This window comes from Arenibacter sp. F26102, assembly GCF_023015865.1.
Taxonomy (GTDB): Bacteria; Bacteroidota; Bacteroidia; order Flavobacteriales; family Flavobacteriaceae; genus Arenibacter.
Window position 1 is genome coordinate 67,657 of sequence record NZ_JALKBC010000005.1, and the last position, 23,809, is coordinate 91,465.

Annotated in this window: 20 protein-coding genes; 2 read left to right on the forward strand and 18 right to left on the reverse strand. The window is 38.0% G+C overall.

The features are described from left to right. The first annotated feature begins 1 nt into the window (after position 1). The gene (gene menA / locus MWU78_RS08100; RefSeq protein ID WP_246996785.1) at positions 2-910 is read left to right on the forward strand and encodes a 1,4-dihydroxy-2-naphthoate octaprenyltransferase; all 909 of its coding nucleotides are present in this window, start codon (positions 2-4) and stop codon (positions 908-910) included. A 33-nt stretch (positions 911-943) separates the two neighbouring features. After that, on the forward strand, positions 944-1,699 hold the full coding sequence (locus tag MWU78_RS08105) for a response regulator (protein WP_187587327.1): 756 nt from the start codon (positions 944-946) through the stop codon (positions 1,697-1,699). A 239-nt stretch (positions 1,700-1,938) separates the two neighbouring features. Here the strand turns inward: MWU78_RS08105 and MWU78_RS08110 are convergent, their stop codons facing one another. From MWU78_RS08110 to MWU78_RS08195, 18 genes are all read right to left on the reverse strand, one after another. Then, positions 1,939-2,580: a response regulator transcription factor gene (locus MWU78_RS08110; RefSeq protein WP_246996787.1), complete on the reverse strand. Its 642-nt coding sequence runs from the start codon at positions 2,578-2,580 to the stop codon at positions 1,939-1,941. Between the two features lie 933 nt (positions 2,581-3,513). Further along, on the reverse strand, positions 3,514-5,457 hold the full coding sequence (locus MWU78_RS08115; RefSeq protein ID WP_246996789.1) for a PorP/SprF family type IX secretion system membrane protein: 1,944 nt from the start codon (positions 5,455-5,457) through the stop codon (positions 3,514-3,516). A 259-nt stretch (positions 5,458-5,716) separates the two neighbouring features. Further along, a complete protein-coding gene (locus tag MWU78_RS08120; protein ID WP_246996791.1) occupies positions 5,717-6,991 on the reverse strand; it encodes a cell envelope biogenesis protein OmpA in 1,275 nt (424 codons plus the stop codon). A gap of 243 nt (positions 6,992-7,234) precedes the next feature. Continuing rightward, a complete protein-coding gene (locus MWU78_RS08125) occupies positions 7,235-9,790 on the reverse strand; it encodes a c-type cytochrome (RefSeq protein WP_246996793.1) in 2,556 nt (851 codons plus the stop codon). A 248-nt stretch (positions 9,791-10,038) separates the two neighbouring features. Next, positions 10,039-10,413 (reverse strand): group 1 truncated hemoglobin, encoded by a 375-nt coding sequence (locus MWU78_RS08130; RefSeq protein ID WP_246996795.1) that lies wholly within the window; start codon positions 10,411-10,413, stop codon positions 10,039-10,041. A gap of 370 nt (positions 10,414-10,783) precedes the next feature. Further along, complete coding sequence (locus MWU78_RS08135; protein ID WP_246996797.1) at positions 10,784-11,572, reverse strand: anti-sigma factor; 789 nt, start codon at positions 11,570-11,572, stop codon at positions 10,784-10,786. Between the two features lies 1 nt (position 11,573). Further along, the gene (locus tag MWU78_RS08140; protein ID WP_246996799.1) at positions 11,574-12,107 is read right to left on the reverse strand and encodes an RNA polymerase sigma factor; all 534 of its coding nucleotides are present in this window, start codon (positions 12,105-12,107) and stop codon (positions 11,574-11,576) included. Positions 12,108-12,173: 66 nt separating this feature from the next. Next, a complete protein-coding gene (locus tag MWU78_RS08145) occupies positions 12,174-12,761 on the reverse strand; it encodes a superoxide dismutase family protein (protein ID WP_246996801.1) in 588 nt (195 codons plus the stop codon). Positions 12,762-13,015: 254 nt separating this feature from the next. Beyond that, positions 13,016-13,657, reverse strand: coding sequence for a YceI family protein (locus tag MWU78_RS08150; protein ID WP_246996803.1), 642 nt, complete (start codon positions 13,655-13,657; stop codon positions 13,016-13,018). A 124-nt stretch (positions 13,658-13,781) separates the two neighbouring features. Next, positions 13,782-14,999: a bifunctional alpha/beta hydrolase/OsmC family protein gene (locus MWU78_RS08155; RefSeq protein WP_246996805.1), complete on the reverse strand. Its 1,218-nt coding sequence runs from the start codon at positions 14,997-14,999 to the stop codon at positions 13,782-13,784. 4 nt (positions 15,000-15,003) lie between these two features. Continuing rightward, positions 15,004-15,687 carry a DUF2490 domain-containing protein gene (locus MWU78_RS08160; RefSeq protein ID WP_246996807.1) on the reverse strand — a complete coding sequence of 228 codons (684 nt, stop codon included), beginning with the start codon at positions 15,685-15,687 and terminating at the stop codon, positions 15,004-15,006. 200 nt (positions 15,688-15,887) lie between these two features. Then, a complete protein-coding gene (locus tag MWU78_RS08165; protein ID WP_246996809.1) occupies positions 15,888-17,264 on the reverse strand; it encodes an amidohydrolase family protein in 1,377 nt (458 codons plus the stop codon). 114 nt (positions 17,265-17,378) lie between these two features. After that, positions 17,379-18,113: an NYN domain-containing protein gene (locus MWU78_RS08170; protein ID WP_246996811.1), complete on the reverse strand. Its 735-nt coding sequence runs from the start codon at positions 18,111-18,113 to the stop codon at positions 17,379-17,381. 42 nt (positions 18,114-18,155) lie between these two features. After that, positions 18,156-18,728 (reverse strand): YdeI/OmpD-associated family protein, encoded by a 573-nt coding sequence (locus MWU78_RS08175; RefSeq protein ID WP_246996813.1) that lies wholly within the window; start codon positions 18,726-18,728, stop codon positions 18,156-18,158. 3 nt (positions 18,729-18,731) lie between these two features. Continuing rightward, entirely contained in the window at positions 18,732-20,354 is a 1,623-nt protein-coding gene (locus tag MWU78_RS08180) for a M1 family metallopeptidase (RefSeq protein ID WP_246996816.1), read from the reverse strand. Next, positions 20,351-21,139 carry a dienelactone hydrolase family protein gene (locus tag MWU78_RS08185; RefSeq protein WP_246996818.1) on the reverse strand — a complete coding sequence of 263 codons (789 nt, stop codon included), beginning with the start codon at positions 21,137-21,139 and terminating at the stop codon, positions 20,351-20,353. The genes MWU78_RS08180 and MWU78_RS08185 overlap by 4 nt, the downstream gene beginning before the upstream one ends. Positions 21,140-21,164: 25 nt before the next feature. After that, a complete protein-coding gene (locus MWU78_RS08190; RefSeq protein ID WP_246996821.1) occupies positions 21,165-22,496 on the reverse strand; it encodes a M28 family metallopeptidase in 1,332 nt (443 codons plus the stop codon). Between the two features lie 54 nt (positions 22,497-22,550). After that, positions 22,551-23,720 carry an MFS transporter gene (locus tag MWU78_RS08195; RefSeq protein ID WP_246996824.1) on the reverse strand — a complete coding sequence of 390 codons (1,170 nt, stop codon included), beginning with the start codon at positions 23,718-23,720 and terminating at the stop codon, positions 22,551-22,553. Positions 23,721-23,809: the final 89 nt, after the last annotated feature.

Below are 23,809 nucleotides of genomic sequence, written 5' to 3' on the forward strand. Positions count from 1 at the left end.
ATTGCCTAAAATAAAAGCTTGGATTAGTGCGGCCCGATTGAGGACACTTCCTCTTTCTTTGTCCGGAATAGTGGTTGGTTCGGCTCTCGGAAGTTTGTATGGCCAATTCCATTGGGATATTTTTGTTTTCGCTCTATTAACTACCGTGGCTTTTCAGGTTACTTCAAATTTTGCCAACGATTATGGCGATGGCGTTAAAGGCACCGATAATGAAAATAGGGTAGGACCTAAGCGCGCTCTTCAAAGTGGCCAACTTTCTCGAACTGAACTTAAAAAGGGTATTATAATTTCAATTGCTGTATGCGCTATTTTGGTTATTTCCCTATTATACCTCTCCTTTGGCACTAAAAACCTTTTGTTCAGTCTAATTTTTGGCGCATTGGGAATTTTGAGTATATGGGCGGCCATAAAATATACTATTGGATCTTCGGCCTACGGGTATAAAGGCTTGGGTGATTTGTTTGTATTCCTGTTTTTTGGATTGCTCGGGGTACTGGGGTCAATGTTTCTCTATACTAAGACACTATATGTAATGCCCGTTTTTCCGGCTATAGCAATTGGATTATTAAGTACAGGGGTACTTAATCTTAATAATTTACGGGATTATGAGTCGGATAAGCTTTCCAATAAAAATACCTTGATCGTTAAGATGGGCATACAAAACGGAAAAAAATATCATGCGCTGCTCATATTATTGAGTTTTATTAGTATGTTGGCCTTTACCATCGTTAATTTCCATAATTGGAAAAATACAATTCATTTGTTGGCATTTGTACCTATATTTATACATCTGAATAAAATGTGGAATCAGAAGGATATGGTTCTACTTGACCCTGAATTGAAGAAGTTGGCACTCAGTACTTTTTTATTGGCAATTCTCTTTTATTTTAGTTATAATAATTTTTCGTAATTTTGAGTTAATAACCAATCAAATAAATACACTTTGGAACAACCAATTAGAATTCTTATTGTAGAGGACAACGTCATTATTGCAGATGACATGCAATCGATGTTGGAGGAGATTGGATACGAAATCGTGGACAATGTTATTGTTTACGAACAGGCAGTAGAGGTTTTAAAAAATAAAGAAGTAGATCTTGTACTGATCGACATAATTTTGGCCTCGGATAAAACTGGTATCGACCTGGGCAAGCACATCCGGGAAAATTATAACATCCCATTTATTTTTGTAACATCAAATTCAGATCGCGCCACTGTTGAAAATGCCAAGACCGTAAAGCCTAATGGCTATTTGGTTAAACCATTTGAACAACAGGATTTGTATACTTCTATTGAAATTGCACTATCAAACTTTATTTCCGTTAAAAATAACGGCGCAGGAGAAAGTCAGGAACAGGAAGATGATAGGTTAATGTCCAACAAAGTACTGAAGGATTCTATATTCGTTAAAAAGCAACATTTGTATTATCGAATTCAGTTTGGGGATATACAGTTCATAAAGGCGGACAACGTTTATTTGGAAGTAAATACAGTAGATAAAAAGTTTTTGGTACGCTCCCCACTCAAGGATTATTTGGAGAAATTACCGCAACAAAAATTTTATAGGGCACATAAATCCTACATCGTTAATGTGGATCATATTGATGCCATTAACTCCAAGGATATTCTGATTAACAATACACTGATTCCTATTTCAAAAGAATTTAAGGAATTCATTATATCGGCTATGAATTCTTAAGGAATAACATAGCATAAGGGATATTAAGGTGCTTTAGGGCACCTTTTTACATTTTATGGATAAAGAGATACTTTTCAACTAATGTTCAGGGAAATTGGCTTTAACCAACCTTCACCACTTAAAGAATAAAATAAGCTATTAAATATGAGACCGTCAGAAGCTTATGTTTGTTTAAAGCTCCCTGAAAGAATTACCGATAAATTTAAGAGTAGTTATTTAACCATATAAAGACGATTCGTTTAAATTAAATTTGCGGAATGTTCCAATTCCCTTAATTTGTTCAGGGCCTCCGATTTTGAGTTTACATTCAGTTTTAGATAAATATTCTGAATGTGAAAATTTATAGTGCTTGGGGTAACAAATAAATTATTGGCAATTGTTTTATAGGTTGCTCCCTGACTTAAGTAATCGATTATCTCATTTTCCCTTTCTGAAAAGGAAGCATATGACTTTCTTTGGAACATTGAAATAATTTTCTTGGCAATATCATTGCTTATTGTAGCCCCTTCGTATTTTATGGCATTCAATGCACGATGTAAACTGTTTATGCCTACAGGTTTGGTAAGATAGCCATTCGCCATATTTTTAAATGCCTTTTTTACGATCTCGAAATCACTTTCGGCACTTACCATGATAATTTTAACCTTGGAATCCTTTTTTCGAAAATGTCCAATTCCTTCAATGCCACAACCATCAGGCATGGAAACTTCGGAAACAATAATATCGGGCAGAACATTGTCGTAATCCAGGAGGGCATCCTTTACGGAAACGTATATTCCTTCAAGGGAATAATCTTTATAAGTTTCAAAATAATATTGGTACGCCTCGTGGAATGTCAGGTCGTTATCTATTACAATAATCTTTAGAACATTGGATTTCATAATTTTTTGGGGTTAGTGATATTTATTAATGCATTTTTTGATTTAGAATTGGACAAAATCTATTCTAGTTTGTACACTGTGCTTATTTATAGGATAATGGCCATGATTCAACCAAACTACCGAATCATAGTTGACCTTGGTCATTGTACAAAAATTGCTACTACAACATAAAAGGGGATTAACCCAAATGATTCATAATAGGGTTTTGGTACAGACATACTTTAAATTCTATGCTCAGCACTGCCCATATGCATTTCTGAAGAGTAATTCACCTATAAAAAATGTAGGGTAATTATTTTTAGTTGAAGTAAAGTGTTGTGGAATAGGACTTAGAGGGGCTAAGTTTTCCTTTGCATTAATGCAAGCAAATTGCCTTTGCATTCTTGTTAGGTTAATATAAGAATTCATGGTTTGGGGATTTGGGATTATACTAATTACAACTTCTCTTTTGGTTTTATTTTTTAATTAATATTTTACATTGCATTAACCTGCTTTTTAAGAGTGTAGGTCTTCTTAAATATTATGTGTTAACTGCAATTTTTTGATTTCAAAACTTAAAATTATGTTAATAAAAGTTAAATATAGAAATTATTTTCAACAAACCTACATTAAAACGATGTATTTTCCTACAAAATAAAATTGAAAGGCTTATTATGAATTATTAATAAAAAAATGTCTTTTTTACTGATATATTCTGATTGGATATTTAAGGCATTGAATCCTAGTCAACTAAATTGTATTTTACTATTTGGGAAAAATAATTATCTTGAAATTTTTGCTTTGAACAGGCGAAATTGGAATGGAGGAAACAGTTTAAGGTGATTAAAATGAAATATTGGGGTAGTGGTGTTCGCTTATTTTTACTTTGATTATAATCTCTGGTAGGTGTTCATAGGGACTGTCTGTTTCATTGCATACAGAAAAGGATAAATATTATTCGAAACGGTCATTGAGTTGATCCTCGTCTTCGTACAAGTTCTCGGCGGTAACGGGGTTGTTATAAACCTGCATGATCCATTTATCTTTTTGATACTTTCCGTCCAAATCAGAGGTGTAGGCCATTTCGGCGTCGTTTTTCTTATTAAAATCAGCTAAATATACATAGTACAGCCCATTTTCCTTATTAAAAAATTGCTTGGCGTTAACGCCTTGCCTGTTTAGATCGTTTATAAAGGAATCTACGTTTTCTCTATTCTTATAAACATTGGCTATCAAATAATAACCAGATTTTACGCCAGCTACATCGGACTGTTTTTCCAACCTAATAGGTAATTTTGCATATTTTTTGTGTTCGGCATTATTTATACGGTAGATTGTTTTTTCTTGAATATCGGTCACAGCTGTTTCGTATTGTGCATTGTTTGATTTCTGAAGATCGGATTTCATATTGTGCTTTATTTCATCCTTTATAATGTGTACAAGCATATCGAACCTTTTTTCGATCTCCCTTTTGTTTGCGGTCTCCAAGGAGTCCTGTCTTAGGATCAATCCATCCAAAATTAATCGATTTTCATAGGCAAGGGTATTTTGGCATCCATCACTTGTTTCAGTCAAACCGGTATTGGCAGTGGTGCCAGTAGTACCTGTGTTAACTGTGAGGTTGATAACATGGTCATTGGCGGTTTTACTTTTGACCAGTTCTTTTAATAGAAGATGATTTTCATACGCCAGTGAATTTTGACAATCACAATCATTATTTTCATCTGATAACCTAAGCATCTGAGCTCCAGAACCTTTTTTTTGAGGTAAATCATTGGATGCCAATTGGTTCTTAAAAGGCACGTTTGATTGTGGCGTTTCGCTTTTTTTTAATTTAGCGTTTAACTTGGCAATTTGTCCCTCATATCTCTTGTTTTGAACCTCAATTTTGTCATACTTGGGTTTTGAGGGCTTTTTGGAACGGGATTTTGCAATGTAATTCCTAGGAGGGGAGGTGTTGTTTTTAAAGGTATAGGCTAGGGTTATTTCATGATTCCAGCCAAGGCTGGCCCCATATTCCAAAAACTTTTTTTCAAATACATACCCTATAGATATCTTTTTGCCAAGATTGAACCCAAGACCTGCGGATAATCCATATCTGTTGTCCAAGGTGGTCTGTAACCAACCATATTCCGGCAGATCTACCATTAGGGAGCCCATGAAGGAAAAATTGGCTTCCTCCTTGCTATGCAATTGTACGAGAGGCATAATTCTAGCTTCGGAAAACAACCCTCGGCGAGCGTTTACTATATAGGTATATTGGAGTGATGCTTTTAAGGTTTTTTCACTAAATTCTGTGATTATGCTATTTGTTGTTTGATTATAACTGAGAAGATTCTCCGCATACAAGCCAAAATCAATTTGACCTAGTGAAAGGGCTATCCCTGGTTGAACGGACAACTTAGTTTCTTTTCTGGCATCCAATATTTTAGGGTCATTCTCTAATGCAATTACCCTATTCTTATCTATTCCCTGGTTTATGTAGGTAATATTTACTCCAAAAGTCAAAGAATTTTTCCGACTTAACCTTGCTGAGTTGGCATAGTTGGCATTGAGACCAAATTCTTGCATAACACCGTCCAAATGGGTATATACTCCGAGGCCAACTGCGGCATTTTCACTGATTTTGTTACTGAACCCTAAAAAGTAATTCTGGTTGTTATCCGCAAAGGTGGCATATTGGTTCCTGTGTAGAATATTTAGGTAAGATTTATTTTCCCTTACCATTGAGAAGGCAGGATGAATCAGGAATCTATTGAATACCAATTGATTGTGATAGGATGTGGTAGAACTAAAGTCCGAATTAATTTCTTGACAATAAAGAGTGGTTTCGCACAGCAGAATGCAAACAAATATAAGGAAGTATACCTTGTTAAATATGGCAACTCTGCGGTTCATCCAAGGGGGGAGATTTATGTTATTCCGATCATAATGTGTTCCTTATAATCATATATGGGTGTCTCTCGGTTAGCTTGGATCCTTCATCTTAAGTTGACCACGAACCTGGTCGGGGCTTCAGAAAAGTGTACTAGAATTAGTCCAAAAATTACTGAGGACCAAATTACCACTTTGTAAGTAAATTCCTACTGTTAGTTTATCATAGTTTTATTCTGCCAAAGGTTGTCGAATTAATTTAATGTATATAAATATCATGGCTTTATTCCTCAAAAACAGTATTTGAATAATTAATTTGCGAATTGTCATTGATCGATTCCAAAATATTGAATTGTTTTTTATCCAATAACCTTTCTCTTTTTTCCTTGGAATAGGTAAATGCTACCCGTTGAGGATTGCTTTTACTTTCACCTCTATTGGACATTACGTACCCCATTCCGTTTTTTCCTGTTAGCATAATTGAAAAGTCATCTTCAATACTATTGATGTCCGTTCCTAGATTAACTGAGGTACCTACCTTTTTATGATCAACCTGCACCATGTATACATCAAGTCCTCCTAGGCCTTGTCGGCCTTCGGACGCAAAAACTAGGGAAGAACCCCCTATTATCTTTGGATATAGGTCATTGTCGTCCGTATTTACTTTTTGACCTAGATTTTTAGACAAACCAAAAGAGCCGTCTCTTTGAATGTCCGCTACGTAAATGTCATACTTGCCAAAGGTGCCTGGCATATTGGAGGCAAAGAATAGTCTTTTTCCATCTGGCGAAACAGTAGGGTGAATGGTAGAGTAATGTTTGGGTGCCAAAGCAACTTCCTTTATGTTTTGCCATTTCCCATTTACCTTATTGACCTTGTATATTCTATGTACCAATTCCTTTTTTGAAAGGACCCCATATAGTGGTTTTGTATAGACGGCCTTACTGAAATAGGCAGTACGCCCATCCTCAGTGACTGCTATTGGAGCATTATAAGCAAATTTAAACTTTTCCTTATCCTCAATATTGGATGCCAACTCATTTTCCAGGCCTAAATCTTTTAATGTCAGTTCTTGGGACACTACTGATTCTTGGCTCTGTTGAAAATTGAAATCCCGATATTTGCTTTCCTTTTCAGGAGCAGTGTTACTTTCAACAGTGTTCTTGTTTATTTGATAGTCTTCTTTAATGTGGGCAAGCCAGTCCTTATCCTTGGAAGTGTTTTCCGGGACCGTAGATCTTATCTTTTTAAGCGCGAAGAGGTATCTTTCATAATAACTTGCGTTTACGGTGGTACTGGGGTTTGTATCAATTAATTTTTTGTACCAAAATATGGCTTCCTGGTAATTTTCGACCAAAAAGTTAGCATTGCCTAAGTCTTCACATATTTCGTTTTCCTTATACCCCAATTTTATAAGTTGTTGATACTTGTCAGCTCTTTTGCTGTTTTCGTAACTATTGGGGTCCCCGTAGGTCTTAGCTTCTTGGGCAGACAACGAACAGAAGAATAACGTAATAATGCAGCCAATTATTCCTCGGAAATTAATGGATTGGTTCATATTATTAGATATTGGGGTGTTAAACTAAACAAAGGTCTAGAAATTTGTAGGAATAGTAATTAGTAATATTTCATAGGTTTTGAATTATTTTGAGTTTGTTTCGCGCTGAACATGAATTGGGATGATTAAGTATCAGGTACTTAATGATTTTATATGGCAAAAAAAATGGTCCCGATATTAATCGGGACCATATATAAAAACTAATCAACAGTCTGTTAGCAATTACCTGCCTATGTTCAATAATTACTGAAGTTCGGATTTCCTGGCCTGTGATTTTAAGAAAGAAAACAGGTCAATAATTTCCTGTTCATTCAGCCTATTCAATAGAGAAGGCATCATTGCCGATCTTTTGGAAACTTCCTTCTTCTTAACATCGGCTTGGACCAACTTTGTAAGTTGTTTTGGGTTTAACGGGTTTTCATTGATGATTATAGTATCAATACTTTCATGTATTACTCTTCCCCAATGGCTCTTTTCGTCGTTCATGGTTATTTCAACCGCCTCATATTGGTCAGAAATGGTTTTGTTGGGATCAACAATTGCTTCAGCAATATCCTTAGGGGAAAAACGCGTAGTTACCTGTGTTAGATCGGGACCTATACTGGCACCCGTTCCATTAAGGCCGTGGCAAGAACTACAAAGAACCGCTTTGTACATATCCTCACCGTTTTTCAAATCCCCATTGTCTCCGGCAGAATTGTAAAGTTTAACTATTTCAGAAGTGGACCAGTTTTTACCAGGTCCTTTAGGGTGTGGAAGGTCGGCCAAATCCGTACTGTTCAACTGAATTAATTCTTCACCGGATAAAGCCAATAGATTATCCTTTTCGGCCTGTGGTACATGCACCAAGGCATTTTCCCTTATTTTTAATAAGAACTTGGAGTAACTTTCACCTCCGTTGGCAGCGAATAGTCTGGAATAATAAGTGAAATATTTTTCCCTTAACGCTTTGGTCCAGCCATTGGGTGCATAACTTAACGCTTTTACATAATGTATTAGCTCTGCAGGAGGTGTATTAGATTTCATGCGCTCTATGGTTCCTCCATATTGCTCGCTACGCCCCGTTACATCTTTTTCTATTATGGTCGTTATTTTTTTGGTCTGGGCCAAAGTGTCCAATAACTTCATTGTTTTTGGTACTACCATTGGATTTTCTACATAGGCCAATAACTGAACCAATTCCCGGTTTACCTGATTGCTCGGAGTAGGGTAGTGGGGATCTAATTTTTTGGATATTTCGGATTTGACATTTTTATTAAAATCACCTCTAGTAAATAATAGGTTGCATGCCCTTATAAAATCTGTTTTTAGATTAGCTGTTAAGTCAGGGAAGGATATGGACATTAATTTATCCATGGCCTTTTCCTTATTTTCCTGATTTCCTATTCTTGCCAATGCAATAGCACTTTGAATTACCGCTGAAGGATTGCTTTCATCAGCTAACTTTTCTTCAATTATTTCTACATCTTGGTATTCCAAGGCTACCCTGGCAGCGTATCTAATTCGCCTGTCCTCGTCTTGTAAGGAAGACCAAATAAGATCTAAATCTCCTTTTACCCCGGACGCAAACGATTCCAGTTTTCTTCTAAGTTTTTGTTCTTCCGTAATTGCCTTGTCCACCATCTCTTTGCCCTTATCCTCTCCATTGTAGAAAACGCGATACATTCCGGATTCCAATCTTCTGCCACCGGTAAGGAAATACATAGCGCCGTCATCCCCGGCAACTCCGTCGGTCAAAGGTAATGAGGCTCCGGATAAAAACTCCTCCTTGTTGCCCTTATAAGTAGCACCATCCGGGGTCATAGAAATATAATACATGGTACCAAAACTCCAATCGAATACAAAAAGTCCGTTTTTATAATACTCAGGAAAGTCTAAAGTGTTTCCAGCTAAGACTCCTGTAGGTGAGCCCTGTCCTATGTCTACGATACCTGGTACATTATCAGGGTAATAGGCGGGCCATTTACCAGATCCAGTTCTCCAACCAAATTCGGAACCATTGGTTATATGGCAAACTCTAATGGGCCTGTACCAAGGGGACCCCATGTCCCATTCCATATCCGAATCAAAAGTGAATAGTTCCCCGTCCGTATTAAAGGCCAGATCATAGGCATTTCTAAAGCCAGTTGCAATAACGGTTAATTCCTTACCATCTTTATCGGTTCTTGCAACCCAACCTCCAGGAGCAATCACGTCATTGGCGTGACCTCTGGGGTCCTTAATGGCATCAAAAAGTTGGTCCTCTTCCCATAGAGGTTTCTGAATGGAATTATAGGTTTTTGGTAAGAGGGTATGGTTTCCTCCGGACATGTAAATATATCCATCTGGACCCAAAATGATTCCGTGGGGACCATGCTCGCCTCGACCCACAAATTGATACAAAAAGTCTACCTTGTCCAAGGTGCCGTCGGCATCCGAGTCCGTTATTTTATACAAGCCGCTTTCCTCCTGATTATCCGAATTGGACATTACATAAAGACTATTGTATGCCCATAAAAGTCCATGTGCATTGCCTATATTCAAGGGAATGGAATCAACCTTAATTTTTTCCTTCGAACCAATTTCTGGCACCTCAACATAGTATAAAGCTCCATATTGGTCCGAGGTAATAAAGCGCCCCTTATCATCTTTGGTGATGGACACCCAAGACCCTTGGTCCATATCACTTGGACTGTATAATTTTTCGACTACAAAACCATCTTTGACCAAGATATTCGGGTCTGATTCAATGGGAGTCGGGGACTTACAGCCCATAATCACAAGAGAACATACCAAGAAGGATGTACAAATTTTACTCATACCAAAATTGTTTAAATGTTTAAGCAAATATTTTCTAATTCCAAAAAGAAAGGTCGTTACCGACTTAGGAATAAAAAGATAATCGCATTGTCTTAAGCATCTAATATAGGTAAAAGTTTAAAACCTGTATTACTTGAAATTTATTTCTATGGCTTCATCGGAGCATTTTTCTTAAATACCCTGGATTGATCGATATGTAAGGAATTAAAATAGATCAACATACCTTAAAAGTATTGTCAGATGGCCGCTTATAGCCGAATGACGCCCCCTTTAAGTGAATATAGGATAGCAAGAACATCTTTTTTTTCCTCGTCCCCGAATTTATTTACATCCATGGCTTCCAAAATATCATCAACAACGGCCAAAAACTCTTGTTCCGAAATATTCATGCCTTTATGGGTAGTAACCATATCCCTTCCCTTATATTCCTGTGGGCCACCCGCACCCGCACAAAAAAAATGGACCGTATGTTGTTTAATGGCCATCAGTCGTTCCGGTTGATCTTTATAAGGTGTAAATCTTGGACTTACATGTGGATTTTCCATATGTAGATTTACTACATCATCTACTAGTTTGGTAATACCTTTTAATTCACCTAATCTGTTATAAAGTGTCCGTGCCATAATATTAATCTTTAAAATTTAATTTTCTTTAACAAGAATAGACTCTTTTTCGTTAAGTCAATGCTGCAATTCATTCAAATGATTACATTTTTAATTCATTGGTATCTTAATTGATTAATTCTAAGTTGGTATTGGGAATGGGACATTGTCGGAAGTGGGGAAATATAATAGCTTGCAATTAATGCAATTGAATAAATTGGATAGGTCTATTGATATAATGTCCTCAGAAATTTACAATGCGTGAAGCAAATATATTAAGGGGCCAAATATTCGTCATAAGTACTAATCATGAATGAAATAAAGGTTTGCTATGAGTTAAACTGCCACAAACCTTTATTCAATTATAATTGTTCATTGTTTTTTCGACCATCTAAGAGGTGGCCACCCCTAGGGTATATAGCTGTTCCAAATTGGGAGCGGCACTACCCCCAGCTGGTTCCAATGTTATACCAAATGCTTCGGACTCGTTGGGGTTGGCTAGGGCAAATACCTTATTGTCATCTTCCATAAAATCTTCTAACAGTCCCATGCTGGTTGGTGTCAAAGGATTTAATTTTAAAGACCACACCTGATAAACAAAGCCATCTGGGGGATTGGGTAAACCTTGTGCATCTATAAATACTTTCTTTTCATGCTTGTTCCAATAAGCTTTTGCGTAGGAGGTAGGTGAGACCGTTTGCCCTCCCAATGGCACAACGGTAATATTTTTATCACGAATCGTCGTGAGTAATTCCTCTGTTTTAGCCAATGAAATTTCCGAATCGGCAATCTGCTGCTCCAAGGTAATATTTTCTAACGAAACCACTTCTATATCCGATATTAGTTGGTTATTCTGTTCGTACAACCAAATCAATCCTGCCATGAATATCAAGGATACCGCCCATCCCAAATAGGCTGTCCAACTAACTTTATTCTTTTTTTCATCGGTTAGGGAGGCGCCTTCCTTGGCTATCCTATTTCGGATATCGCCAAAACCTTTTGTTCCAGGTGAAACTGTTCCGGATAATGATAAAACGGAGGCTTCAATGGCCTCTATTTCTTTTTTTATCTCGGGGTACTTTTGCGCATTTAGATACACTTCCAAATTTTCTATATCAGAAAGAGTACCTGCAACGTAAAGTTCCAAGATACCAGATGCTATGTATTCCTTTGTATCCATATTATAATGCCAGGTTGTTCCTTATTTGGGAAATACAGCTTCTGTTTCTTGTTTTCACCGTTCCCAAAGGAATATTCAATTCTTTTGATACTTCTTTTTGTGTAAAGCCCTTAAAATAAAGTAACTCTATTATCTGGACACACTTTTCTTTTAAATTTAGCAAAAGCTTTTTTAAACCAATGGTGTCTTCGCTACCACTTTCATTATTTTCCTTGCTTTCTAAAATACCTACGAAGTAATCAGCGGAAAGGTTCTTTTTACTATTTTTATATGACTTACTGCGTATTTCATCGATGGCCGCATTCCTGGCAATATTTAATATCCACGTAAAGAATCTTCCCTTAGAGACGTTGTAGCTCTCGGAATTTTTCCATGCTTTCATAAAAACATCCTGACAAATCTCTTCTGCAACATTTGTATTCTGAACAATTGTGTTGATTACACCACAAATATTTTCAGAATACATATTATACAGCTTTTCAAAAGCGGCAGTATCCTTTTTTTGAAATCGTTCTACAATTTGGTCTAATTCCATTCAAGAATTTTTTTAAAGATAAAAAAAGCTGCTCGATAAGCAGCTTAATAAATTTGTAATTAGTTGTTACTCAATAATGCCGGCGCAACTTACCCTTCCCCCAGCGTCTCCAGTGGGTTGGGTAACAAAATCATCTACACCTTGATGTACGATGACTCCCTTTCCCAAAAGGTTTTTGGTCTCATCATCACAGCCAAGACACCATTCATCGGTAGAAAATTCCACAATGGCATTGCCTTCGTCATCAGCCGTGAAATTACCGATATCGCCTCGGTGATAGCCTTCCGCCGAACCCCATTTCCCATGAGGGGAAAAAGTAGGATTCCAATGTCCGCCTGTAGATTTACCGTCGGCAGAAGAACAATCCGCTTTTTCATGAATATGGATTGCATGCTCCCCGGGCGTTAGTCCCACCAATATGGCCCTCATGCTTACATTTCCGTTTTCTTCAGTAAAGCTAACCTCCCCCTTAACACCGGTACCGCTTTTTGGTTCCAAGGAAAACATCAGGGTTTTAATCTCCTTTTCTTCTTTTATTTCTTTGGCAATGATGTCTTTATTTTCCATAACATCCTTAGTTTCTTTTTTTGCTTCTTTACAGCCGTATAAAGCCATGAAAATAAGCGCCAAAAACAGCAACTTTGTATATTTCATTTTTAAGTTTTTTTTTTGTTTAAATAAAATTACCAATTAATTAAGGAGATATCAAGCTACCTTTTTATATGGGTTATTATTGAACTGAATAGAGTTAAAAAAATATACATAAACGGAAAATCCCCGTTTTTGAAGGAATCAAAAACGGGGATTTTATATAAAACTATGTTTTACATTTCTATTGAACGGGTATTGCAATTGGTCTTGCCAGCTCATTAGAAATTATTCTTATGAAACAATATGCGAAACAAGGTTTATTTTTCTTGCAAAAGAACTTCTGCATGAACGGCGACTTCACTCCATGTTTTGCTAACTCCATCTTTTCCGGTGTGCAAAGCTTCGCAAGCTTTATTTATGGAGGCTACAGCATTTAAGGCGTCCCAATTCTCCAAATCCATAACACCGCTGAAAGAATAGCTGTTGTCACCTGTCAATGTATGGTCTAAAGGAATATTTTGGGTTTTTCCGTTTAAAGTAACGTCTATGGAGCATTTATCCTCTCCAGAAACTTTAAATTCCCCAGAAATAAGTTCAGTATTCTCCATTACACCAAAGAAGAATTCCAAAATTTTTGGATCTCTGGTACCAGTTGCATCATTGGTAAACAGGCTGCTTACCGGAATACTAAATGTGGTTCCGTTTAAGGCTAGCAATGCAGTACTTCCTTCATTGGTTTCCTTAATGTTTATTTTGGTAAACTTGCCGCCTACGGGTAATTTTTCGGTGGTTTTATAGGCCGTGAAACTAACTTTGGTAGAATCTTTGACCAAACTGAATTTTTTAGAAGATGTGGCCTCCAATTCTACAGCCTGTGCATCTTTTTCTTTTTTGGCATCCTTACAGCTTATCCCAGTTATTAAAAGCAAGCTCAAGCATGCAAAAGTAATTTTTTTCATAATGTTTTATTTGAAATATTAGCTATAAAGTTAAGCATAAAAAATAATGCCGGACAATTCTTTAAAATGATTTAATCATTTTTTAAAAATGCAGCTTGATATAGGGTTAAAATGGGAAATTGGTCTAATTATTTATTAATGTGGTAATGACCCTGGTTTTGCTATGCAAAGTTCTGTGGACGGGGCATTTGTCTGCGATTTCCATTATTCTGGAAATCTGTTTTTCGTCAAGGTCTCCAGTTAGTTTTATGGCTCTACTAAACGTATCTATTTTTGCTTCGCTTGATTCACAGTTTTCACAATCTGTAGCGTGTGTTTTCTGATAGGAGATATGTACTTCCACGTTTTCCAATGGCCATTTTTTTCTTTTGGCATACATCTGAATGGTCATCGCTGTACATGCCGATAGGCCTGCCGATATCAATTCGTAAGGCGAGGGGCCAAAATTGTTTCCTCCGTAAGAAACGGGCTCATCTGCTGTTAAATAATGACTTCCAACTTTCATTTGGGTAGTAAATCCGTCTGCCTTATCCAAACTCGCCACCACTTCTTGTTCTGTTTCCAAGGCTTTGGATTCAACCATCTCTAAATATCTTTTGGACCAACTACCAATGATTTCACCAACATAAACAGCGTCTAAAGGGTTGTTCAATAAATGGTCTGCACCATCTAAGGAAACAAAGCTTTTTGGATGGTGCGCAGCTAAGTATATTTCCTCGGCATTTTTTATCTCTACAACAGTATCCTGGGGTGAATGAAGGATTAAAATTGATTTTCCAATATTTCTTAAAGTTTCTTGGAAAGTGTGTGATTTTAGATCTTCCAAAAACTGTTGTTTTATGGTAAAACTTCTGCCTCCAATATTTACTTCGGCAGCACCTTTATTGTTGATGGTGTCGATATCATTTTTGAAGATATGTTTTACATGTAAGGGACTGGATGGAGCACCAACAGTAGCTATAGCTCTAATGGAGGATATTTTTTGCGAAGCCAATATGGCCGCAGCTCCGCCCAAAGAATGACCAATGATCAGTGTCGGGGAAGTGTAATTTTCTTTTAGGTAGTTGGCCGCCTCCAATAAATCTTCCACGTTTCCCGAAAAATTGGAATCGGAAAACTCACCTTCACTTTCTCCCAATCCTGTGAAATCGAAGCGTAAAACACCATATCCCTCCGCAGTAAGGGCCTTACTTATATTTTTAACGGCCTTAAAGTTTTTATTGCAGGTGAAACAATGCGCAAAAAGCACAAAATTATGTGGAATTTGATTGGCGGGAAGAGCCAAGCGCCCTACCAGGGTTTCACCTTTGGCATTCTTAAAAGTTACTTTTTGGAGGTTCATAACACTATTTTTTTTTCAGGATACTTCTTAAGTCGGGATTATAGGTAACACCTATCTGAAGTCGATCATAATGTGCCTCTGAAAAATGATTTTTTAAGTAGCCCGCCTGTACGCTCAAATTATTGGTCACATTAATTCCAAGGGCAGCGTAAAGGCGGTTTTGACCAAAGGCATCATCTTGAAGATTTATAAAGATTTCGTCATAGAAATTAAGGAAAAAGGTATTGGTTAAGGGAAGGGTCACCTGCAAACGATAACGCATCCTATGTTGTACATCGGAACGATCTCCAAAATCCAAAAAACGTTGTTCCAAGGTATATCTGTGTTCAAAGTTAAATTCCCATACCTTATTTTTTAGGAAAAATCGTTCAAAAATACGGTGCTCCAAAGAATTCGTTTCATCTGGAAATTCTTCGAAACTGCCGTCCGTAACAATATATCCATATCCCAATGTTGCCCATGCATTGGCATCAATATGATAGTTTAAACCTGTTCTCAAAAGCAATTGGTTAAAATTTTTGGCCTGTTCGTAATAGCGGAGCTGTGCTTCTGTGTGGATACTTAATTTGTTGCTAATTTTATTGGTGCCGAAATACATGTGCCAAGACCCCAACTTGTTTTCACCATTTTCCTGTGCTTTCACTGTAAACGATGAGATAAGGATAAGTAAGCCTAAAATTTTCTTCATAATGTTAACTTGTTTCTTGTTTTTGTGTTTAGGTTATAATTTAATTCTTAAAAATACCCATTTTACCGGAAACCCTTTTTTAAGGATTTCCAATAAAATTTCATCGAACTTAATATGAATTTTGAGAATATTTCAAGGCTCTAAAATTGCATATTGATTCTTCCACTATTGTTTATGGATTATATCTTAAATGACCTATATTAGTTTTGTTTGGCATTACTGGCAATTTCCTTCAACGTTTCATCTATGGATTCCTTGGACAACCATTTACCCCGGACCATAACACCTGAAACTTCTTTTAAAGCTGAAATATCTTTTAGAGGATCGGAATGCAATAATACCATATCCGCGTCCAAACCTTCTTTTATGGTCCCAAAAGTATTTTCCATTTTAAAAAATATAGCTGGGTTCAATGTTCCTGTTTGCAAAATTTCCAAAGGGGTAAGTCCGGCCTTGATCATCCCCTCCGCTTCATGGTGAATTGAAAATCCAGGGACATTGAACAATTGGGGCGCATCCGAACCCAGTAATAGTCCATGTCCATTATGCTGAAGTTTACGGATTAATTGCCTTCTTAAAGCAGTAAATTTATTCCATTGCTCTTCATTGAAACCAGTAGCAGGGCTAGTAGATTCATCCTTTCTTCTTTTCCAATCTTCCAAGGTGGAAACTGGCATGTATTTCATTTCCGGCTGTTTTAACAATTCGTCGGAGCTTATCGGGGCAAACCACCTCTCAAATAAACTTTGTGTGGGTACAATCCAAACCTGGTTCTTTTTGGTCAGCGCCACCAATTCATCAATTTTGGTAGTATCGGCCAGAGGGGTAAAAGAGTACCCAAAAAATCCATTGGCAGATGGGTCAACACCTTCAGATTCGGGTACAAGTCCTTCCAAGTAGCCATCTACATGGTCTATGGAGGCGTATTTACTATCCAAGGCATGGCGTATGCCCACCATTACCGGCACGTGGCCAGAAAAGGGAATATCAAGTTTATTGGCGGTTTCCACCATTTGATCAAAAACTTCCAATTTCATCCCAGGATGTATTTTTAGAAAGTCGTATCCCTCATTCTTATAGGTAGTAACTTTCTGTATAGCCTCTTCTTTGGTAGTAACGGTATTTCCATTGAAAGAGGGACTTGAGGTGAAAATCCTGGGACTTAAAACATCGCCATTTAAAGCCGTTTTCCTTAATTCTAGATGGCTAGGATGACCCAGCATTCCCCTAATAGTGGTTATGCCATTGGATAAGTATAGAAATAAGGTTTCCTTAAGGCGTTGATCACTGGTAGGAGGTTGTGGAATATGCGCATGCATTTCCGCAAGTCCAGGGATTAGATATTGATCCTTACCTTGAATTATAGTAAGGTAATCATCAGCATTTTCGACCGATTCCATAATTCTCTTGATCTTTCCGGAATCAATTAACACCTGGTGCTTTTCCAGTATGTTGCCATTACTGACATCCACAATATTAACATCGGTGATCAATATTGCGGTAGGGCTAACTTCTTTCTTAGTTGGGGAACAGGAAAGAAAGGCTACAAAACAAATAAGTAAACTAATTTTTTTCATTTTGATATCGATTTTAAGTTAGTGCCATTGTTATTATTGACTAAAATAAGGTTAATCCAAAACAAATTATCATGTACTAAATTATGTTTTATATCTAGTTGAAAATTAGGGACTCTACCTATTTCTAACGTAGATCAATTTAAACCGTCCCTTGACATTCTCACGTTGATCTATTTCAAAGTTTTTAATAGACTTGATTAATGGAGTCAATTTTTGAAAACCATAGTTTCTGGAATCAAAATTAGGCTGCTTCTTTTGAAGAAGGCTACCTACATCACCAAGGAAGGCCCACCCATCTTCATCCGCAAGATCGGAAATAGTGGATGCAATGAGTTTAATTTCCTTTTGGGTAATCTTGTCCACATTGTCCTTCTTGTCTTTTTTGCTGTCTGCAGTTTCCGAAGAATTTTCCTCTGATTGATTTTTAAGGATTTCGATATAGATAAACTTGTCGCAGGCTACGATAAAAGGATTGGGAGTTTTCTTTTCCCCAATACCAATTACATTCATGCCTGCCTCCCTTAACCTTGTGGCCAAACGTGTAAAATCACTATCACTGGAAACAATACAAAATCCACTTACCTTATTGGAATATAAAATATCCATGGCATCAATGATCATTGCCGAGTCGGTTGCATTTTTACCCGTGGTATAAGCATATTGTTGTATAGGGGTAATTGCGTTTTCCAATAACAGATTCTTCCATTTGGATAATTTGGGATTGGTCCAGTCACCATATATTCTTTTTATGGTTGGATTGCCGTATTTGGCAATTTCCTCCATCATCTCCTTTACATATGCCGAGGGAATATTGTCACCGTCTATTAATACTGCTAGATTTATGTCCATTTTAAATAATTATTGGATTTAGAATTTTACGAAGCTAACCATTTATTGGTCGCGCGACTTTTTATTTTGTTTGCAGAGCGATATAATTTCGGTAATTCGCTTCTGCCTAGTGTCTTCCCGTTTGGCTTGGTTAAGCCAATAAAGATAATTTTTTCTATAACTAGCGGCAAAACCATTATAGTTATCAAAGGCCATGGGCTCCGCATCGAATGCAAGTTGCAAATCCTCGGGGATTATGCCGTTTTCAACATCGTCCATGGCGTTCCAGGAACCATCTATTTTTGCCTCTTTAATTTTAGCCAGTCCGCTTGAGTGCATTTTTCCGTCAGAGGTAAGCTCCTTAATATAATTTTTATTCAACTTACTCCAAGCGCTTTTTGGTTTTCTTGGGCAGAAATATTGCCGTCGTTTACCTTCCCCAAGGCTTTTAACGGTACTGTCTATCCATCCAAAGCAAAGGGCAACCTTTACAGCATCTTCCCAACGCATACTATCCTTTTCGTGGGCCACTTTATAAAAAATAAGATGTACCCCGGTACTTTTGGCATGATTGGCCTCTAACCAAGCGCGCCATTCGACGTCCGATTTAAAATAAAACTGTTCTATTCCTTTCAAGAATTAAATTTTCTTATGGTCAACATAAAAGTTTTTATCCACATTAGCCGATAGTATATCCTTTTTAAAAGATTTTGATTTCCACTCTGCTGTGGGGTACAACCAGTCTACGGTTCCATTCACATCAATCTTAATGGGCATGTCAAAACCATCCACGATATTGATATAACGGTATCGCATTTGTTTGCCCTTCACCTGGTATTCCAGCAAGGGTATTTTATTATTACGCAGGTATTGGTCAAAAAATTGGGTAAGGTCAATGCCAGACTTTCTACTGATATAATTCTCTATTTGTTTTGTGGTAACGGTTTTATGGTAAAATTCCGTATTAAGCCCTCTTAGGATAGTCCGCCATTTTTCATCATCTTCCAATAACTGCCGTAAAGTGTGCAGCATATTGGCCCCCTTATAGTACATATCTCCAGAACCCTTTTGATTAACATTATAGGTGCCGATAATAGGGCTGTCGTTTTTAATGTTGCCCCTGGAGCCAATAATATAGTCCGATGAGGCTGTTTTACCAAAGTGGTAATCCAGATATAAGTTTTCCGAATAGGCCGTAAAACTCTCGTGTATCCACATGTCAGCGATATCCTTGTAAGTAATATTATTGGCGAACCATTCATGACCCGATTCATGGATAAGGATAAAATCGAATTTTAACCCCCAACCGGTTTTTGAAACGTCCCTGCCCAAATATCCATTCTTGAATTGATTTCCGTAGGTAACGGAACTTTGGTGCTCCATGCCCAAATATGGCGCTTCGACCAATTTATATCCATCCTCGTAGAAAGGGTAGGGGCCAAACCAATGTTCAAAAGCTTCCATCATTAATGGCGCCTGTTTAAACTGTTGTTTTGCTTCTTCCAAGTTGTCCCGAAGTACATAATAGTCCATCGCCAATTTTCCCTTTTCCCCGCTGTAGGTTTCACCAAAATGAACATAATCGCCCATATTTATATTCACCCCATAATTGTTGATAGGATTGGACACATACCAATAATAGGTGCTACTATTTTTATTTTCCACCACTTTTCGAAGCCTCCCATTGGAAACATCCATCAAATCTTTTGGAGTTGTAATATTTATGGCCATGCTATCCACTTCGTCGTACATATGGTCCTTATTTGGCCACCACACACTGGCGCCCAAACCTTGACAGGAGGTAGCCACAAAGTGTTTACCATTGTTGTCTTTTTTCCATGAAAAACCGCCGTCCCATGGGGCACGGACCGCTTCTTTAGGATGTCCGGAATAATATACCTTTATTTCATTTACCTCCCCTTTCAGCTGTGGCTTCTTAAGGGTGACAAAATGGGCATTCCCATTTGATTCCCATTTTAAATTTTTTCCTTCCTGGGTGATCTTTTCAATAATTAAGGGCGGTTGAAGGTCAACTTGAAGCCGCTGCTTTTCCTCCAAAACCGTATAACGAATTATATTACTACCCGAAATGAATTTTTCATCGGGTTTCACTTCAACGCTCAAATTATAAAAATTAAGGTCCCACCAAGAGCGCTCAGGGGTTATACTGCCCCTTAGGGAATCCTGTTCCGTAAAATTTTGGTGTTGTGCAAAGGAGGAAATTCCTATTGCCAATAATAATGCTGTGGTAATTTTTTTCATTTTAACAGAGATAATAATTTTTCCCATGACTTTTCAAAGGCCATAGTATTTGGGCCATAAGTCTCTTCGGCCCCTCTTCGCATAAAAGCATGTCCGGCGCCTTCGTAAATATCAAGGGTATATGGGTTACCGTATTCTTTCATTGCTTTTTCAGTATCTGGAATGGTTGCATTAACCCTATTATCTGCTCCTCCATAAAAACCATAGATAGGGGATTTAATACTTTTTAAGGTCGATAAATCCTTGGGGGCCGTACCATAATATACCATTACGCTTTCCAACTTTGGGTTTTGTGTGGCATAGGTGAAACTTTGAGATCCGCCCCAACAGAATCCCACTAGAGAAACCTTTCCATTGCTTGATGAATCATTGTTTATATAGGTGTAGACCATATCCAAATCCTTGTTTACCTGCTCTTGGTCCAAGGCATAGATGGCTTCCCTTGCTTTGTCAGAATTTTCAAAATCGCTCGTTTTATCAATGCCCTCAACGGTGTTGGATATTAGGTCCGGGGCAATGACTAAAAACCCTTGACCTGCCAACTCGTCCGAAAAGGTCCTGGCCCATTCGTTTAAACCCATATTTTCGTGGATCAGGACAACTGCCTTGGTAGAGGTGCTGCTTTCAGGGTATACTACAAATGCCTTTAAAACACTACCATTATCCCTTTTAAAATCCACCCATTCCTGATGTCGTGGGGATTCAGTCAATTTATTGGATTCTTGGGCCAACAATAGCCCTGGAAATCCGATCAATACTACAAGTATTTGAAAATTTATCTTCATGAAATTTTGTGCTAATTGCCTTATATTACCTTAAAATGGCATTGGGGAAAACCACTACACTTTCAAAGCCATCCTCACCCACGGCAGATACCCCAAAGAAAAAATTATCCAACACTACACCCTCCAAGGTATATTCCGATACATCGCCTACAGATCTACTGTGGTCCCAAGTTGGGGAGGTGGTATCTCTCCAGTAGATTTTATATCCAACAGCTCCCGGAACTTTGCTCCATTCAAACTTGGCAGAAGGCTCAACGATCCCTCCAATTTTCACCTCTTCGGGTGCGGGAGGTGCCCAGGCCAAAGAAGCCAAATTAATCGCATTTACGGCCGTTAGTTTCTTGGCATAGACAAAATTTACATGCTCTAGGACATCGCCATAGGCAATTCCATTTTCTACCCTTATGTCTTGGTGTTGTTGAGTGTAATTTTCGTGGGCCTCCATTATCCTGATTCCGGCATAACCAGCGTCATTAAATGGCCGATGGTGTCCACCCCGTCCAAATCTATCCAATCTATAGATCATCATGGGGTTCATTTCCGGCATATATGTCTTTACGTTCTTATGAACGTAACGGGCCAATTGTCTTGAAATTCCATCAACTTCTCCGCCGTAAAACCGGCGCATATTTCTTTCCCTTTCCGTTTCGGTCGGGGGTACGGGCTCAGAAAAAATCCTAAAATCGGTATTGCTAATAATTCCATCCACCCCTTTAATATTGCCAATCATATCATTATTGAATATCCCGATAATATCCCATCCCTTTTCCTTGGCATTTTTCACCAAACCCTGTCCACCAAAAAGCCCTTGTTCTTCTCCGGAAAGCCCTAGGTATATTATACTATTCTCAAATTTATAATGGGAGAGGACTCTAGCTGCCTCTATGGTACCGGCCATACCACTGGCATTATCATTGGCACCAGGGGAATCGGAAGTGTAATTGTTGGCATCGCTGACACGTGAATCTATATCCCCGCTCATAATTATATAGCGGTCGGGGTATTTGGAGCCCCTTTGAATGGCCATAACATTAACCACCCAAACATCCTTGGGGATTCGGTTGTTTTCGTCCTTTTTCACCAAGTCCTTTTGAAAGGAGACTTCCAGGCAATTGTCGCAATTGTTGGAAATTTTGTCGAACTCACTTTTGATCCATCTTCTTGCCGCTCCAATGCCCCTAGTATTGGAAATCGTGTCGCTAAGGGTATGCCGTGTACCAAAATTGGCTAATACGGTAACGTCATTTTCTATTCTTTCGGCCGAAACCTTGTCCATTATTTCATAAATGCGGTGGTCTGTCTGGGCCAAAAGGCAGTAAGAAAATAGAAATATACATGTAGTGATTAATTTGTGCATTCGTCTTGGGTTTGGCTTGGTAATTTACGGTTATCCGCAAAATTAGCTTCTTAATTATATGTTAAGTCCTCTTTTTCGCATTGCCAATAATCCGAGTATTGGACCAAGGGACAAGAAGGTAAAAATATAGCTCGGATCTATAACATCCAACCAGTAAGTTAGCAATTGTATACTGATAATGCTGATGCTGAAACCAATACAATTCACAAGCGTTAGTGCTGTGCCCTTTAATTGTAGGGGAACTGCATTAGCGACCAAGGTCGAGAATTGAGGTGAATCTGAAGCAACAAATATTCCCCAAAGGCAAAATGCCAGTAGAAAAAGGTAGCTAGGCAAGCTAAAAAAAAATGGGGAAGTAATACATAGCAATCCGGAGAGCAACAATGAGGCCATTGCTACTTTTTTACTGCCCAATTTAAGTGAAATATGTCCGCCAATGGCACAGGAAACTCCTCCCAAGGCAATAATGGAAAATGTCCAAATAGAAAATGGAAGTTGATTATTATGAAGGGAATTATAGGTTTTTATAGCAAAGGGAATAAAGGCCCAGAAGGCATAAAGTTCCCACATGTGGCCAAAGTAGCCTACTGCGGCTTTTTTAAAGGCAGGAATTCTAAAAAGGGCTATTCCAGCTCGTAATTGCAAAACCTTGCTTGGTTTTCTGTACGGGCCATTGGGGACCAAAAAAAACATGGATGCCCCACCGATAATAGAGAGTAACGAGGTTATTTTAATTACAATGGTATAATCTTCGCTCAATTCCAAACCCTGAATCAAATGAGGAAATGCAGTGCCCAGAACCAGTGCTCCTACCAAATATCCCAAGGCCTTACCCAATCCTTGTTCATAATAATCGGCGGCAATCTTCATCCCCACAGGGTATATTCCCGCAAGAAAAAAACCGGTACCAAATCTGGCCATAAAGAGTGCTGCGTTGGTAATATCACCGGCAAGTAGTACCGCGTTACAAAGTGCTGCTAAAAAGGCACATATCATAAAGACTTTGGTAGGCGAATAGCGGTCGGCAATCATCAATAGAGCAAAAACCAAGGTACCTATTATAAAGCCTATTTGTACTGAAGAAAGTACATATCCAATAATTTCCGTCCCCAAGCCGGTTTTAAGGATTAGGTCATCGATAACGGCATTCCCTGCAAACCACGATGAGGTACACGCAAATTGCGAAATAATAATGACAGGCAGTATAAAGTGCTTTTGCTTCAATTCAGAGCCTTGTTAGGTAATTGGAAATAGGGTATATATGCGGTGAAAATCAATTAAAACAACCTACCAACGTTACAATATGGCTCTTC

Bases quoted from the DNA above. Each gene is read 5' to 3' on its own strand.
- MWU78_RS08150 (WP_246996803.1), bottom strand. From the start codon at position 13,657: ATGAAAAAAATTACTTTTGCATGCTTGAGCTTGCTTTTAATAACTGGG.
- MWU78_RS08155 (WP_246996805.1), bottom strand. From the start codon at position 14,999: ATGAACCTCCAAAAAGTAACTTTTAAGAATGCCAAAGGTGAAACCCTG.
- MWU78_RS08135 (WP_246996797.1), bottom strand. From the start codon at position 11,572: ATGGATACAAAGGAATACATAGCATCTGGTATCTTGGAACTTTACGTT.
- MWU78_RS08125 (WP_246996793.1), bottom strand. From the start codon at position 9,790: ATGAGTAAAATTTGTACATCCTTCTTGGTATGTTCTCTTGTGATTATG.
- MWU78_RS08110 (WP_246996787.1), bottom strand. From the start codon at position 2,580: ATGAAATCCAATGTTCTAAAGATTATTGTAATAGATAACGACCTGACA.
- MWU78_RS08165 (WP_246996809.1), bottom strand. From the start codon at position 17,264: ATGAAAAAAATTAGTTTACTTATTTGTTTTGTAGCCTTTCTTTCCTGT.
- MWU78_RS08115 (WP_246996789.1), bottom strand. From the start codon at position 5,457: ATGAACCGCAGAGTTGCCATATTTAACAAGGTATACTTCCTTATATTT.
- MWU78_RS08180 (WP_246996816.1), bottom strand. From the start codon at position 20,354: ATGAAAAAAATTACCACAGCATTATTATTGGCAATAGGAATTTCCTCC.
- MWU78_RS08145 (WP_246996801.1), bottom strand. From the start codon at position 12,761: ATGAAATATACAAAGTTGCTGTTTTTGGCGCTTATTTTCATGGCTTTA.
- MWU78_RS08130 (WP_246996795.1), bottom strand. From the start codon at position 10,413: ATGGCACGGACACTTTATAACAGATTAGGTGAATTAAAAGGTATTACC.
- MWU78_RS08140 (WP_246996799.1), bottom strand. From the start codon at position 12,107: ATGGAATTAGACCAAATTGTAGAACGATTTCAAAAAAAGGATACTGCC.
- MWU78_RS08185 (WP_246996818.1), bottom strand. From the start codon at position 21,139: ATGAAGATAAATTTTCAAATACTTGTAGTATTGATCGGATTTCCAGGG.
- MWU78_RS08160 (WP_246996807.1), bottom strand. From the start codon at position 15,687: ATGAAGAAAATTTTAGGCTTACTTATCCTTATCTCATCGTTTACAGTG.
- MWU78_RS08170 (WP_246996811.1), bottom strand. From the start codon at position 18,113: ATGGACATAAATCTAGCAGTATTAATAGACGGTGACAATATTCCCTCG.
- MWU78_RS08190 (WP_246996821.1), bottom strand. From the start codon at position 22,496: ATGCACAAATTAATCACTACATGTATATTTCTATTTTCTTACTGCCTT.
- MWU78_RS08120 (WP_246996791.1), bottom strand. From the start codon at position 6,991: ATGAACCAATCCATTAATTTCCGAGGAATAATTGGCTGCATTATTACG.